The following is a 14,992-nucleotide window of genomic DNA, read 5'->3' as shown; positions in this document are numbered from 1 at the left end:
TAGCATAATAATGCCTACAAATCAAGTATTTATATAGCCTGTCAAAGATTGTTGCTTCATATTATTAGCAAAATATTACTTGCCACTCATTTTACTAAAAAAATCATGCCAGATACTTGGTCGGAAAACATCCCCAGGATTTTTACCACCTAGACCGCCATATCCCAGCATAAGGCCTAACACAATCGCAAGCGCCATTAAAATAACAACCAGTAAAATTAATGAAATGCGTAGTCCCAAAAATTTAATCGTCTTTTTAAACATCGTCTTGCCCTTCCAAATGAATGCGTTTAATATCTGCCCCTAAGCTGGCTAATTTCTCATGGAATTTATAGTAGCCACGATCTAAATGCTTCAAATTCCCGACAGTTGTTGTACCATCTGCAACCATACCTAAGAGAATCAAAGCGGCACTAGCACGGAGGTCCGTTGAGCGTACTTCTGCACCCGAAAAATGACTGCCACCTTGAATATTGGCTGTATTTCTTGAAATATCAACAGACAAGCCCATACGACGCATTTCTTCAAGATGTTGGAAACGATTCTCAAAAACGGTTTCGATCATGACAGACTCCCCCTTAGCGATTGCTTGAGCAGCTGTCATCTGTGCTTGCATATCTGTTGGAAAACCGGGGTGAGGTAAGGTTTTAACTGTCACAGGCTTCAACGTTTCAGGCCCGATGATTCTGATGCCATCTTCTTCTTGAATGATCGCTACACCCATTTCAGAGAGCTTCGATAACAAAGGTCTGTTATGTTCACGCACTGCATCAAGAATCAGCACATTCCCCTTGGTTATTGCCGCTGCAACCATAAACGTGCCTGCCTCGATTCTGTCTTGGACAACACTGTGCGATGTGCCATGCATCTTCTCAACACCTTTGATGACGATCGTATCAGTACCAGCACCCTTGACATCGGCACCCATTTTATTTAGCAGGTTAGCTAAGTCAACGATTTCTGGTTCCCGAGCTGCATTTTCTAATACCATGGTACCTTTAGCCAATGTCGCTGCCATCATGATATTTTGCGTCGCCCCAACAGATGGAAAATCCATGTAAAAATGGGCACCGTGAAGTTCAGCCGCTTTTGCTTCGATAAAGCCACCATTTTGTGTGATTTCAGCTCCCATCGCTTGTAAACCACGGATGTGTAGATCAATCGGCCGTGAGCCAATTGTACACCCACCAGGCATAGAGACACGTGCATGACCATTACGTGCAAGAATTGGGCCTAGCACAACAATAGAAGCCCGCATTTGACTCACATATTCATAAGGTGCTTCAATAGCAACGTCTGTCGCTGCTTGTGTGCGCACACGCTTTTTAGCTTCATCAAAAGTTAATGGAATATTGAGGTGTTTAATCACTGCATTCATCGTATAGACGTCACTAAGAATTGGGACATTACAGAGTACTGTCTCTCCTTCAGATGGTAATATTGTTGCTGCTAAAAGCGGTAACACTGCATTTTTAGCACCTTCAATCTCGACTTGACCCTCAAGTTTTGTCTGCCCACCATTGATTATTATTTTATCCATTGCTCTTCTTTCACATTTTATCTTTTACAAAATTATATCATATTTACTTTTTTTGTGTTCATATCATGGACTAACCAAAAAAACGGTAGGTAACCCTCCGTTTTTTGCTGTTAGTTTTGGATAGGGCGACTTAGCATCTCTAATTGCTGCTTTGGAATGGACATCATCATCTGACGGCCTTCAAAAGACATTGGGCTACCATCAAGTTGGACTGTCACATAGCCAAATGGGGCGATCAGTATGGCACCCGCTGCATAATCCCAAGGGGATAAATTACTGAAATACCCCCATATTTTACCATCAAGAATGTTGGTATATTCTATACCGGCACTCCCAATCGCACGAACACCTAATGATTGATGACTCAAGTCTAACAAACCACCCGCATTTGTCCGATACATATAGGTACTGACACCTATCAAACTTTGAGCTAATGGCGCTACCGATAAGCTAATTTGCGCATCATTTTTATAGGTTGCGCTGCCATCTCCCCAATAAAGAGTCTCTTTCATGACATCCAAAATAAGCCCTAGCTTACCAATACCAGACTCATAATAGGCCAGCATGACAGCAAAATTATCTTTTTGCACGATAAAATTTGTTGTCCCATCGATCGGATCTATCACCCAAACGTTGCCGTCATTGATATCATGTCTGACATTATTTTCTTCAGCTAAAATGTGATCACCTGGAAATAACTCCTGAATCTTAGTAATGAGCATATCTTGCACCTCACGGTCAAGATTGGTTACTAAATCATCAAAGTGTGTTTTTTCCGAAATCTCTAAGGTATCAGTCATGTGTGCTTTGATATAAGCACCTGCATGCTTGACGACTTCTTTTGCAAACTCAAGCTTGATATTTAATCGATTGTCGCTCACTAGTTTTAGCCTCCTGTAGGGCTCTATAAGTCGAGTATCCTGATGCTTTTTCAAAGTCACGGTCCATTTGTTTCTCTTGCATTTTCGAAGGGACGACTTCTTTAAATACACGATAAGCAGCTAATAGAGCCGAGCGAGACACACCTGTCTCATAGAATGCTTCAACCTGATTAAAAAACGTGACAACCTGTCCTAATTCTTGGCTTGTCCACCTTAAGTCTAGTGGATATTGATAATTATCTGCCATCATCAAGCTCCCGAACTCATGACATCACGTAATTCTGCTTGTCTATATGACCGTGGTAAAAATGCCCGAATTTCATCTTCATTAAACCCGATTTGCATTCTTTTTTCATCAACAATAATCGGTCTACGTAGTAAACTTGGATGCTCTGAAATCAAAGAAATAAGCTGGTTCATCGTTAATTCATCGACATCAACATTTAACTTTTGAAACACCTTACTTCTGGTCGAGATAATATCTTCTGTTCCATTTTCTGTTTTAGCCAAAATTGACTTTAAGTCTTCTGCTGTCATCGGTTGTGTTAAAATATTATGTTCTTCAAATGGGACACCGTAGCTGTTAAACCACACGCGTGCTTTGCGGCAAGACGTGCAACTCGGTGATAAGTATAAATTGATCATAGTCATCTCACTTCACTTCACTAAATTTAATAAGTTAGTAGTCTCTTCATTATACCAAAATTCTGGTATAATGTAATTATGAATTTTGAACAGATATTACCAATTCTCAAAAGCGGCGGAAAAGCCGTTCGAACAACTGGTTGGGGTGGTGCTGAAAACTTTGTCAAACTCTTTCATACCATCACACTGGAAACAGGCGAAACACTAGATGTGACGCCTTATTTCTTGATTAATGTATCAGGTGAAGGCGAAGGCTACTCTATGTGGAGTCCAACACCATGCGATATTTTAGCAAATGACTGGCAAGTTGTTGCCTAACTGATTTTATCTACAAAGGATAAATCGTTAGCAAGGACAAAATATAGGATATTAGCTCATGAAAAACACACCACATACAGCCCGTCGCATTCTTGTTACGGGCTGTTCTTCAGGAATTGGCCTTGCGCAAGCTGATCTTTTTTTAAAGCATGGAGACACTGTATACGGGATTGACAAGCAAGATCCGATTAATCTCGCTCACCCTAATTTTCATTTTTTCAAAGTAGATTTAGTCACTGACCTGACCCTCGTCTTCTCCAGACTGCCGAATACCTTTGATATTATTTGTAATACCGCAGGTATTTTAGATGATTACAAGCCTTTACTTGAGATATCAGATGACGAGTTTAACACGATTTGGCAGACAAATCTAGGTCCTGTTATTAAACTGACACGCCAGTTTCTACCACAGATGATCGCGCAAAAGTCTGGTATCATCATCAATATGTGCTCCATCGCTAGCTTCGTCGCTGGCGGTGGTGGTGCTGCCTATACGACTGCCAAACACGCATTAGCCGGGTTCACCAGACAATTAGCCCTAGACTATGCTAGATCTGGCGTTCAAATTTTTGGCATCGCACCTGGTGCTATCCAGACCGCAATGACCAAAAAAGATTTTGAATTAGATGATGGCAAAATGGCTGATTGGGTAGCTAACGAAACCCCCGTTGGACGATGGGCAGCACCATCAGAAGTTGCTGATTTGACCTTTTTCTTGGCATCTGGAAAGGCCAGTTATATGCACGGTGAAATCTTGAAAATCGATGGTGGTTGGACACTCAAATAATCCTATGATAAAAACGCACACTGACTTAGCTGATCAGTGTGCGTTTTCTAATAGTGCAACAAAACTTACGAGTTGACGCGCTGATTTGACATCATGAACCCGAAGAAGCTTAGCCCCTCTCCGATACATTTCTGTTGCGGCCACAAGTGACAAGCTAGCACGTTCGTCTTTAGGTAGGTCAAACAGGTACTTGGCCCAGCCTTTATTTGAAACAGCTGTCATAATGGGCCTGCCAAAGACTTTTAACTTGCCTACTGTATTCATCATTGCCAAATCTTGCCTGACATCCGAGTTCTTAGAATAGCCAATTCCCGGATCAAGGGCTATCCGTTGCCGTGCGATACCAGCCTGTTCAATAGCAGTTAGATTTTTAGAAAACCAGCTAATCATATCCCTAGAAATATCATCGGATAGCTCCTGATCACGCGGATTAAACATACTTAGCAAACCAACTTCAGTTTGACTTAGCAACTCAAGTTTTCGAGCGTCATCTGTAAATCCGTTAATATCATTTATAATATCTGCACCAGCTTCAATTGCTGCGACCATGACATCATACTTGTAAGTATCAACAGCAACAACTGCATAGGGGTGTGCTGCTTTTATCCCTTGGATAACAGGGACAATTCGATTGATCTCATCTGCAACTGTCAACTCTGAAAATCCTGGCCTCGTTGATTGACCACCAACCTCGATGATATCCGCGCCTTCTGCTAATTGTTGTGAAGCTTGCAGCAAAGATTCTGCTAGACCACCAACATGTTCTCCATTATAAAATGACTCTGGACTAACGTTTAATATCCCATAGATGATACCTGTTTCTTGCTGAATTTGATGCCCATTGGCTTGCCAACTCACCACATCATCTTGTAATAGCGCAAGTAGCTGTTTTGTTGCCCGACCTCGGTGCTGATAAGTCAATTGCTGTACAACTGTCAGATCAGCGATTGTTTTTCCAGACTCGGTCAGAAAAATTGTATCTAAACCAGCACCAAAGCTACCACTGGCCTTTGAAGCAATCGCGACACCACCTCGTCCCTCAGTGATTAGCAGCTTCTTTTTCGGTGTGATAAGGACAAAAACCGCTGAAAGATAGGCGCTACGGTCATCCCCTGCCTGATATAAGTCTAGGACGTACTGATTTTCTGCCTCAACTGATTGCAAACTTAAAGCCTTAAACTCCCGAGCAGTCGTTAGACCAAAGCGCTCTGGAAAAGCGGATAAGAACATGCCAGAATCATCACCTAGCACATACTCATCTGGTAATAACTCGTGAATAAACAAGGCTTTATGTTTGGCGTTACCTGCTTGATCATCCAAGGTTTCCTCAGGAAATGTTTGCTCTGCGATTAACTCACGATAGTTAATAAGTGAGACGCCATACAGGTGAAAGAATTTAGCGACATCCGCTGTCTTAGCCGAGTTATTAGACGCAAAAATAATCCGATGCGGTAACATCACTTATCACTCACTTTCATCATAAATTCTTGACGCAAAAAAGCATCCGTTTTTAAGTCCCCTTTATAAAGACTCGTTGTCGTAAAGGTCCCAGGTCTATTAATGCCACGCATTTCCATGCACATATGACGAGAGTGGACATGCACTGCAATCCCTTTTGGATGAACAATGCGTTGCATCTCCGAGCAAATCAAGGCCGTTAGATTTTCTTGTACACTTGGTCTACGAGCCGCCCAATCGACTAATCTAGGAATTTTACTCAAGCCAATAATCTCACCATCTGGCACATAACCGACACTTACAGTGCCAAAAAATGGGAGGAGATGGTGCTCACACATGGCATAAAAGGGGATGTCACCCACGATTACCATATCCGCATCCTGGTCTGTTGGAAATAGCTTGTAATTATCAAATTGTGTTTCACCAGTTGATGCAAAAATTTCTGAATAAGCTTTGAATACCCGCTCTGGTGTTTCAAGCAAGCCATCACGCGTTGGATCATCACCAATTGCCTGTAACAATTTCTTCGTGCCACTTTCAATATGCTGTTTGTTTTCTTGGTAGTTTTTTTTCATAAATACTTTCTAATTAGGGCGTTAAGAATAAAAATCAAGCTAGAGATGATGCATCAGATCGTACTAGGTTGCAAGGAATCCTCATTCTGAGCCTATTTACTTGACGGTTGAACACCTTATTAAACTAGCGAATCAAATCTGAAAGCGCAGTCAATACTGAATCGTATCGGCTATCGGTCTAACCCAGTTCTGATCACTTGTCTCCTCTAGCAATTGTTCTGTCTGCTTGATCACCAGGCTATCACGAATCATCTGCGCTGCTTCTAGTAGCGGCTGTAAAACAAAACGGCGATTTGCCATTTCTATATGCGGGATTGTTAATGCTTCTGTTTGATAAGTCACATCGCCAAACCTCAGAATATCTAAATCAATCGTCCGAGGGCCCCAATGAATCGTTTTAACACGCTTCATCTCTTTTTCTATTTGCTGAGTTTGCGCTAGTAAGGTCGTTGGTGCTACCCCATCAGGAACGGTTAAGCTAATGGCGATATTATAGAAATCATCTTGTACAACTTCACCAACTGGTTGTGTTTCATAAACTTTGGACACAGCTGAAATAGCATAAAGCGCTGCTAGTTTATCAACTGCTGTTTGTAGATTAGCCAGTTTATCACCAATGTTCGTCCCAATGCTTAAATAAACCTTAGGCATTATATCCCTCCACCGTAATGATGATATCATCAAAGACCCCTGCAATAGGCACCGAATATTTTTTAACTGATAATTGGATTTTTTCAGCCATCGGTAACTTTTCTAGTAGCAGATTAAGCGCACCGTTAGCTACTGACTCCATGAGATTAAAATTGTGATGTGTCACAAATTCACGAATAATCTCATAAATAGTTGCATAGGAAATTGTCGTTGTTAAGTCATCATCTTTTACTTTGTTCTCAATATCATAATGTACAACTGCATCTATTGAAATTTGTTGTCCAAGTGTCTTTTCTTCAGAAAAAACACCATTGTATGTATAAAAACGCATATTTGTAATTTGAATCTGTCCCATAGTTACTCCTCTAATTTTAGTATCAAAGTTAAACAACGTTCCTCAACACCACTACCATCAATGTCTAACCGAGGTACTGGCGCCAAGTCTTAATCTACGCTATTACTAGTTTATCATATTTTTCAATCAAATTTTACAACTTCACTAATGGCTAACAAAAAAAATCCCAGATAATCTGAGATTTTTTAGATTAACGACGAAGACCAAGTGAAGAGATTAATTCACGGTAACGTGGAATATCTTTTTGACGTAAGTAAGCAAGTAAATTACGACGGTGACCAATTTTTTTCATCAAACCACGGTAAGTAGCGTGGTCTTTTTTATGGTCTTGAATATGGTCATTAAGGTGGTTAATTTCCCAAGTCAATACAGCGATTTGCACTTCTGGTGAACCAGTGTCCCCTTCAGTACGTGCATATTGCTTGATGATTTCAGTTTTTTTCTCTTTTGAGATTGCCATGTGTTTCTCCTTTTTATTGATTGAGCTGGGCTCAATCCTACTTTTATTGCTGTTTCCGTGCCAGACGTTTGGCTGTCGCAAAGCTCAGAAACAGTTGGTACGCTATCTATTATACAGATTTTTTTCTTGCTGTCAACTCATTACGAGCTCGGTTTTGTCGTTGAATCAGTTGATTTAGAACTTGAAGATGGAGAACTTGAAGGATTGGCTTTACTTGCGTCTTCTGCACTCTTAGATTTGGATTCTTCCGCTGATTTAGAAGCGGCATCTTTTGATTCACTCTCTGATTTTGCAACAGAATCTGATGCTGCTTTGCTGGCTGATGTTGCATCAAATTGTAGGACAGTGAGCACGATTTTCGTCCCTTTAACATTGAACGATTGACCTTGTGCTGGCGTAGAGCTAATCACATAGCCATCCGCACTTTGATCTGTCGTTGGTGTAAACTCAATTGTAATATCAGACGCAGCGACACCCATATTTTGCAACTCGGCTTTGACGTTTGCAACAGTCTTGATACTTAAGCCGCCTTGCAAATAAGTCGGCATCGTTATTTGATTCCCTTCTGATACTTCAAAAGTAATATCGCCAGACCCATCCAGGTCAAATAAGCCACCATTTTTAGGCGTCTGTTTGACAACTTTACCAGACTCAACACTATCGGACTTAACGAATTTCTTTTTGATACGTGCTTCATCAACGTTGTATTTAAGAATTAGGTCATCAACCGCTTCATTCACATCTCGGCCAACGTAATTTTTGAGCTTGATAACATTACCACCTTTTGACACATAAAGGTCAATACTAGCCCCTTCTTTTTTCACAGTGCCTGCATCCGGATTGGTATGTGTCACCACGCCCTTACCTAGCTCACTAACTTCAGGGATTTCCCGCCCAACTTTAAGTTTTTTCTTTTGCAGGGTAGCTTTAGCTTCAGACACTGTCATTTTAGCTAGATCTGGCACTTTGACTTCTTTGGGCGTTGTTAGCACAAGGGCAGTAATAATCGTAGCAAGTATCAGACCAATGATGCCAACGACGATAAGCCCTTTAGGGATTCTTTTTTTCTTACCCTTTGCATTCAGTGACTCCAACCCGCTATCTTTATCATTGCTATCTGGATTTTTAGTCACTTTATGGACTAGTTTGTCTGTATTCCCGTTATCAGGAATCATCATCTTAGGTAATACTTTTGTTGCATCAACATCACTAACAAAAGTAAGCTTAGGGTCATGTGCATGCGCCTCACTCAATGCAAGACCTAAATCATTGCTCATCTCAGACGCATTAAGATAGCGGTCTGATAATTTTTTAGCTGTCGCTTTGATCACAACATTCTCTAAGGCTTGTGGAACATTTCTATTTTGATTGATAACACTCGGCAGATTTTCTTGAAAATGCTTCAAGGCGATCGTTACGGCACTATCGCCATCAAATGGAATCTTGCCTGTCAGCATTTCATAGATGATAATACCAATGGCATATAGATCACTCTGCGGCGTGGCATTACTACCTCTTGCCTGCTCTGGACTCAGGTAGTGGACCGAACCAAACATCGAATTAGTCTGCGTTAATGATGTTTCTGATAAGGCCTTGGCAATACCAAAATCTGTTACTTTAGCAGTGCCATCTTTCGTGATGAGGATGTTTTGCGGCTTTAAATCACGGTGAATGATACCACTTCTATGTGCCAAATCCATAGCAACTAGAATTTCAGAGGCAATTCGGACTACTTCTTCATTTGCCAATGGTGCATGTTCATTAATATATTGTTTGAGTGTCAGACCATCTATATATTCCATCACGATATACTGTTGGTCGTCTGCATCCCCTACATCAGAAATCCCTACGATATTGGGATGATTTAACTCAGACATGGCATAAGCTTCACGTTGAAAACGTGCAATTGCTAAACTGTCATTTTCAAAATTTGACCGCAAAATCTTGATAGCTATTTGGCGATTATCTAAGTAGGTATCCTCTGCTAAATAAACATTGGCCATCCCACCACGACCAATTTCTTTAATCACTCGGTAACGATCTGCATAGATTTTTCCAATTTGTATCATCTTACAGGTCCCCTTTATCAAATTTAACTAAAACCACCGTGATATTATCTAATCCACCATTCGCATTTGCTATGCCAACTAGTGTTTCTGCTTGACTAGTCAAGTCTGTATCACTTTGAACAGTTTCAATGATTGCTTCTCCAGAAACCATATTGGTCAACCCATCAGAACTCATGATAATGATATCATCAACATCGATTTCTAAAGTCAATGTATCAACATCCACATCTACTGGTTGCCCAAGGGAGCGCGTAATAATATTTTTATTTGGATGTTTTTCAGCTTCTTCAGCAGTTATTTCACCCGCATCAACTAACTCTTGCACCAAAGAATGATCGCGCGTAATTCGGATCAATTCGCCATTTTTGATAACTTGTGTTCTAGAATCACCCACATGTGCACTGATAATTTGGTGCTTTTGGACGACAACCGCTTCAAGTGTTGTTCCCATCCCTTTATAATCATCTAGCTTCCCTAGATTTGCGATATTTTGATTTTCCGCACGAATTTGTGTTCGCAGCCAAGACTGGATATCACTAGGTGCTGTTTCGCTTGTAAAGTCAGTCTCTGACCATGCTTTACCTAAGTCTTCAACTGCGAGTTTACTTGCGACATTACCGGCTTTATGACCACCCATACCGTCTGCAAGCAGAAAAATCCGCTCACCCTGTAAATTTTCATAGGTGTCGGCATGATCCTGATTGTTGGTGCGTTTTTGCCCAACGTCTGACAAGATACTGTACTTCATGTATGTCCTCATTCAAGTTTTAAGAATAGCAATTAACGCTAATGACATTCTCATAACTATTTAATTTAAAAATAAGTGTCACGATAGTTTTCGATTTAGCTAAACCTAAACAGTAAGTAAAATATGATCAACCCTTACTTTTTACGCAACTTTGCAATAAAGAAGCCATCTGTATGGTAAGCATCTGGTGTAATGAAAAGACAACCATTTTTGACAAGGTCCGACTTTTCATGCGTCAGAGGCACTTGTTCAAACTCAGGATGTTTCGCCAAAAATTTTTCAATTACTTGGTAGTTTTCTTCATCGAAAATAGTGCATGTACTATAAACCATGATACCACTATTGACAAGGGTTTTGCAAGTATTTTCTAGAATGTCAAGCTGCACTTTTTGCAAGTCAGCAAAGTCTGTCGTTTCTTTGCGGTATCGGATATCAGGCTTACGGCGAATTAACCCCAGACCAGAACACGGTGCATCGACTAAAATTTTATCAAAACTATCCGGACCGAATTTTTCAAAACTTTGGCGTGCATCTAATTTTGTTAACCTAATTTTTTCTATTTGGTGTAAGCGTTCCGCATTTTGACGAATGAGTCGTAGCTTATGATCATATAAGTCTAAAGCTTCTATATAGCCTGCTTCTGATAAGTATTCTGCAATATGAACTGTCTTACCACCGGGTGCAGCGCAGGCGTCTAGAATCCTATCTGTTGGTTGTGCATCTAAAACAGTGGCAACCAGTTGACTAGACTCATCTTGTATCGTAATCAGCCCATCATTAAAATCCAGTAAATCTGCAAAGTGACCAGATTCAGCAACGATACCAGTTGGCGAGATTTCTGATAACTCAACATCAAACTCTCTAGCTAATTTATTAAATTCTGTTGTTACATCTGTCAGCGTCGTATTGACTCTAAGACTCGCACGACTTGGTTCTTCTATACTTCTAAATATTTTAACCGTTTTTTCAAATCCGAATGACTTGACGAATTTTTTAGTCAAGTCGATGGGCATAGAATACTGGATAGATAATTTCTCAGTTGAATCTGAAATTTCATCAAATGAACGGAAGTCAGCACGTGTAAAATTACGCAATACGCCATTAACAAATCCTGATAACCGCTGGTCTCCCTGCTTTTTAGCAATTTTAACTGCCTCATCAACTGCTGCTGATGTCGGAATCCTATCCATGTAGATAATCTGATAAACCGTCATCGCTAAAAGATTTTTTACCCACTTCTTTGTTTTTTTAACGTAAGGTTTGGTATACCAATCTAAAGTCAACTTCTTTGAGATTGTGCCATAAACAAGATTAGTCACGAGATTCTTGTCTAATTCTGTCAAATTCTCTGACTTAATTTTTTCATTAAGTGCGATATTGGCATAAGCATTATTGTTTAAGACGTCATTTATGACTGAAAGTGCCACTCGGCGAGGATTGTTACTCAAATTGATCTCCAATATTAATCGTTTTGCCTAATCCGTTTAAAAAATCTTGGATAGACATTTTAGGTTTACCTGCTGGCTGCACAGTATGCAAACTGACTGCCCCTTTTTCGGTTGCAATCACAAGTGTTTTCTTTGTTTTTTCGATAACTTGACCTGGACGCCCAGACCCATCAACCACACTGACATCATGTAATTTAAAACGTGCCCCTTGCCAAGTGGTGTGGGCAACTGGCCATGGTGACATACCACGAACTTGATTGGCAACATCACGTGCAGTGGACTGCCAACTAATTTTTTCTGCTTCCGGTGTAATATTTGGAGAGAAAGTTACCTGATTCTCATCTTGTGGCTCAGGTGATAGTTTACCCGCTAAATAGTCAGGTAAGGTAGCAAGTAATAGATCTCTGCCCACAATACTTAGCCTATCAAACATTGTACCAACATTATCTGCATCCGTAATTGGGATCGCTTTTTGAGATATCATATCCCCAGCATCCATTTTTTTCACCATTTCCATGATGGTGACACCGGCTTCCTCATCACCATTAATAATGGCATAGTGAACTGGCGCACCACCACGGTATTTAGGTAATAAACTTGCGTGTACGTTAACAGCATGTTTGACTGACTGAAGTAATTTTTCAGGCAAAAATTGACCGAAGGCTGCGGTCACAATCATATCAGCACCAAGGGCCATCAATTCAGCCATCTCAGGTGACCCTGATAGTTTTTCAGGTTGATAGACAGGTAACTGATGCCGCAAGGCTGCTTCCTTGACAGGTGTCATCTTAATCTCTTTTTTTCGACCCACTGCACGATCAGGCTGTGTTATGACAGCAAGGACATCGTAACCACTATCAATCAAGCCATCTAAAACTGGAACTGAAAAAGCTGGCGTTCCCATGAAAATTATTTTTGTCATTCACTATTTCTTTCTATTGTTCATATAAAATGCTTATGAAGTCATTATACCACATCTAATTCTACCCTCATAACTGACAGGTATATTTAAACTAAATATAGTTATGTGCACCCCCATATTTTTTAGACGGCTTAACCATAGAAACTTCCTCTATAAATCAGGTAGACCGGTTAACTTCAGAACAATTAATTATAACTAATAAAATAAGATAAACTATTATTTCCGAATACTACCTATTCCACTTGGTTTATAAGAACATCCCTATAGCTTAATTATAATAAATATTTGTGAAAAAAATAATATAACACAATTATACTAAATATTTAGAATATTATGATATAATAATTTCATAATATATATGTTAACCATAGAAAGGACTACTTATGTTAAAAAAAACAGCAACCTTAATCGCCTTAGGCCTTGTTCTCTCAAGTACATCTTTGCCAGCACTGGCAAACACGACTACAGCTACTGAGGAGACTCAAGAACGAAAACAAGACGTTAAAACTCCAGTTACTACGCTCAGTTCATCTGATAAAAAAGACGATACCACTGTCGCAACTAGTGTCCCCATTATACCACCTTCAGAGCCCAACAAGGCAATTCTTCCAGATGCTGCATCAACTTCGGATAGCAAGCAAAATATACAATCGGTTAAAAATATACAGACAAATAACAGTCCCCAGAAACTACAGTCAGCTGCTTTGATGACTGAAAATACAAGCCCTGTTAATCTTTTGAACGATAACGAGTCTCTTGATTCTTGGATGCCAGATACCAACCTTCAAGATTTTCTAGTACAGATCTTGGGAGTTCCCAAGTCACAACTCACAAAAGAACTATTATCTGACACAGACCTACCGGTCAATTATGATAATGGTTTAGGACGAGATTTCTTTTATCTACCATCTTATAAAGGACTAGAATATTTTAAAAGTATTTCTGTAGAATTGTTGGATAGCCAGGATATGGACTCATTGAATTATCTAGAAGCACATCCAATAAACTGGACACCAATGGATTCCCTTCAAAATATGACTATCATTGCACATGGATATCTACCAGCTATATTCCCAAATGGCATAAACATGCAGGACTCTAGAATTCAAGTAGACCCACATAATGTGTATTTTATGAATGATATCTATCTTAATCAACTAAATTATAAATCATTTTATTTGAGCTATTCAAAGCTAAAATTGCTTAATATAGATTTCGCCTCTATTGATCACATCACGAAAGTAAATTTTGAGAGCGGCTCATATACTGCTATACCAACTAAAGATGGCATTCAGTTCACTTTATCTCCTTTTGTGAACTATGCTGACTTAGCAGGAAAAGAATTCATTGAAACTGACAAAAGCATTAACTTCCCTAACGGTCCCTATGCGCTGCTGTCTTATAACGAAGACAGATCAACTAAAGACATTAACTTGCGAATCAATCTTCATTTTGCAAATACTAGTGGAAATGTTACTGTAAACTATATCGATCAAGACAATGTTAAGCTTTCACCCGAACAACTCTTGGTTGGTGGCGTTGGAGAAAACTATCAGACAGAACAACTCGCCTTTCCAGGCTATAGTTTGAAGGAGGTTGCTGGTGCTGTCAGCGGACAGTTCACTGATCAGCCACAAACAGTTACCTATAAATATGTAAAAACACCATTAACCGGTGTAGCAGGCGGCAATATTACGACGAGATATGTAGATACCAACGGCACATCTATTTCAGATGATATTGTGACATCAGGAAATATAGGCGATCCTTACAGTACAGTTAAAAAAGATATAGCTGGTTTCACTTACAAAAACGTAACAGGTAATACTAGCGGACAATTTACTAATCAGCTACAAACTGTAACATATATTTATACTTCGAATAGTGTCCCCTCAACTGGGAGTAACCCAAGTGTAGGAAGTAAAGTTACCACGACTGTCACTAAATCACCTACAAACACCTTACCTCAAACAGGTGAAAATCAAAGTAACTCACCTCTGATTTTACTCCTAGGTTTTGCATCAGTCATACTTGCTGGTACACTATCAGTATTGAAATTAAGAACTAAAAAATAGTAAGCAAAAAATATGAGAATTTCTTCTCATATCAGACTGAAGACAAAATACGTTAAATTT

17 protein-coding genes are annotated in these 14,992 nt (G+C 39.8%); 3 read left to right on the top strand and 14 right to left on the bottom strand.

Features of this window, described 5'->3' with window-relative positions; translation table 11 throughout:
• Nucleotides 1-75: 75 nt before the first annotated feature.
• The 5 genes from RU86_RS01930 to spx all read right to left on the bottom strand — a co-directional run bounded on the left by RU86_RS01930 (nucleotide 76) and on the right by spx (nucleotide 3,066).
• A complete protein-coding gene (locus RU86_RS01930) occupies nucleotides 76-264 on the bottom strand; it encodes a DNA-directed RNA polymerase subunit beta (RefSeq protein WP_096813788.1) in 189 nt (62 codons plus the stop codon).
• Nucleotides 257-1,540, bottom strand: a complete 1,284-nt coding sequence (murA, locus tag RU86_RS01925) for a UDP-N-acetylglucosamine 1-carboxyvinyltransferase (protein WP_096813787.1) — start codon at nucleotides 1,538-1,540, stop codon at nucleotides 257-259. The genes RU86_RS01930 and murA overlap by 8 nt, the downstream gene beginning before the upstream one ends.
• 110 nt (nucleotides 1,541-1,650) lie before the next feature.
• Nucleotides 1,651-2,421, bottom strand: coding sequence for an inositol monophosphatase family protein (locus tag RU86_RS01920; RefSeq protein ID WP_096813786.1), 771 nt, complete (start codon nucleotides 2,419-2,421; stop codon nucleotides 1,651-1,653).
• Nucleotides 2,390-2,668 (bottom strand): UPF0223 family protein, encoded by a 279-nt coding sequence (locus tag RU86_RS01915; protein ID WP_096813943.1) that lies wholly within the window; start codon nucleotides 2,666-2,668, stop codon nucleotides 2,390-2,392. Before RU86_RS01915 ends, RU86_RS01920 begins: the two co-directional genes overlap by 32 nt.
• 2 nt (nucleotides 2,669-2,670) lie before the next feature.
• On the bottom strand, nucleotides 2,671-3,066 hold the full coding sequence (spx, locus tag RU86_RS01910; RefSeq protein WP_047916670.1) for a transcriptional regulator Spx: 396 nt from the start codon (nucleotides 3,064-3,066) through the stop codon (nucleotides 2,671-2,673).
• 78 nt (nucleotides 3,067-3,144) lie between these two features.
• On the opposite strand from spx, the gene RU86_RS01905 reads away from it, so the two are divergent.
• Both RU86_RS01905 and RU86_RS01900 read left to right on the top strand, forming a co-directional pair.
• The gene (locus RU86_RS01905) at nucleotides 3,145-3,384 is read left to right on the top strand and encodes a DUF2829 domain-containing protein (RefSeq protein WP_096813785.1); all 240 of its coding nucleotides are present in this window, start codon (nucleotides 3,145-3,147) and stop codon (nucleotides 3,382-3,384) included.
• Between the two features lie 58 nt (nucleotides 3,385-3,442).
• Entirely contained in the window at nucleotides 3,443-4,171 is a 729-nt protein-coding gene (locus RU86_RS01900) for a 3-oxoacyl-ACP reductase (protein ID WP_096813784.1), read from the top strand.
• Nucleotides 4,172-4,204: 33 nt separating this feature from the next.
• Here RU86_RS01900 and folP read toward each other — a convergent pair whose 3' ends face one another.
• The 9 genes from folP to fmt all read right to left on the bottom strand — a co-directional run bounded on the left by folP (nucleotide 4,205) and on the right by fmt (nucleotide 12,857).
• Nucleotides 4,205-5,629, bottom strand: coding sequence for a dihydropteroate synthase (gene folP, locus RU86_RS12290; protein WP_245810455.1), 1,425 nt, complete (start codon nucleotides 5,627-5,629; stop codon nucleotides 4,205-4,207).
• Nucleotides 5,629-6,204: a GTP cyclohydrolase I FolE gene (folE, locus tag RU86_RS01885; protein ID WP_047916259.1), complete on the bottom strand. Its 576-nt coding sequence runs from the start codon at nucleotides 6,202-6,204 to the stop codon at nucleotides 5,629-5,631. The genes folP and folE overlap by 1 nt, the downstream gene beginning before the upstream one ends.
• 150 nt (nucleotides 6,205-6,354) lie before the next feature.
• Nucleotides 6,355-6,855, bottom strand: coding sequence for a 2-amino-4-hydroxy-6-hydroxymethyldihydropteridine diphosphokinase (gene folK / locus RU86_RS01880; protein WP_096813783.1), 501 nt, complete (start codon nucleotides 6,853-6,855; stop codon nucleotides 6,355-6,357).
• The gene (folB, locus tag RU86_RS01875) at nucleotides 6,848-7,210 is read right to left on the bottom strand and encodes a dihydroneopterin aldolase (RefSeq protein WP_096813782.1); all 363 of its coding nucleotides are present in this window, start codon (nucleotides 7,208-7,210) and stop codon (nucleotides 6,848-6,850) included. Before folB ends, folK begins: the two co-directional genes overlap by 8 nt.
• A 190-nt stretch (nucleotides 7,211-7,400) precedes the next feature.
• Nucleotides 7,401-7,670 (bottom strand): 30S ribosomal protein S15, encoded by a 270-nt coding sequence (gene rpsO, locus RU86_RS01870; RefSeq protein WP_047916262.1) that lies wholly within the window; start codon nucleotides 7,668-7,670, stop codon nucleotides 7,401-7,403.
• 140 nt (nucleotides 7,671-7,810) lie between these two features.
• On the bottom strand, nucleotides 7,811-9,739 hold the full coding sequence (pknB, locus tag RU86_RS01865; RefSeq protein ID WP_096813781.1) for a Stk1 family PASTA domain-containing Ser/Thr kinase: 1,929 nt from the start codon (nucleotides 9,737-9,739) through the stop codon (nucleotides 7,811-7,813).
• Nucleotide 9,740: 1 nt separating this feature from the next.
• Complete coding sequence (locus RU86_RS01860) at nucleotides 9,741-10,487, bottom strand: Stp1/IreP family PP2C-type Ser/Thr phosphatase (protein WP_096813780.1); 747 nt, start codon at nucleotides 10,485-10,487, stop codon at nucleotides 9,741-9,743.
• A gap of 134 nt (nucleotides 10,488-10,621) precedes the next feature.
• Nucleotides 10,622-11,935 carry a 16S rRNA (cytosine(967)-C(5))-methyltransferase RsmB gene (gene rsmB / locus RU86_RS01855; RefSeq protein WP_096813779.1) on the bottom strand — a complete coding sequence of 438 codons (1,314 nt, stop codon included), beginning with the start codon at nucleotides 11,933-11,935 and terminating at the stop codon, nucleotides 10,622-10,624.
• A complete protein-coding gene (fmt, locus tag RU86_RS01850; protein WP_096813778.1) occupies nucleotides 11,928-12,857 on the bottom strand; it encodes a methionyl-tRNA formyltransferase in 930 nt (309 codons plus the stop codon). The genes rsmB and fmt overlap by 8 nt, the downstream gene beginning before the upstream one ends.
• A 383-nt stretch (nucleotides 12,858-13,240) precedes the next feature.
• Here fmt and RU86_RS01845 point away from each other — a divergent pair, with 383 nt between their 5' ends.
• Nucleotides 13,241-14,932 (top strand): MucBP domain-containing protein, encoded by a 1,692-nt coding sequence (locus RU86_RS01845; protein WP_096813777.1) that lies wholly within the window; start codon nucleotides 13,241-13,243, stop codon nucleotides 14,930-14,932.
• The last annotated feature ends 60 nt before the right edge of the window (nucleotides 14,933-14,992 follow it).

The sequence above is a fragment of the Pseudolactococcus piscium genome, assembly GCF_002441695.1.
Classification (GTDB): Bacteria; Bacillota; Bacilli; order Lactobacillales; family Streptococcaceae; genus Pseudolactococcus; species Pseudolactococcus piscium.
The sequence above is the reverse complement of the archived record's forward strand: the minus strand, read 5'-3'. Positions and strand labels throughout refer to the sequence as shown.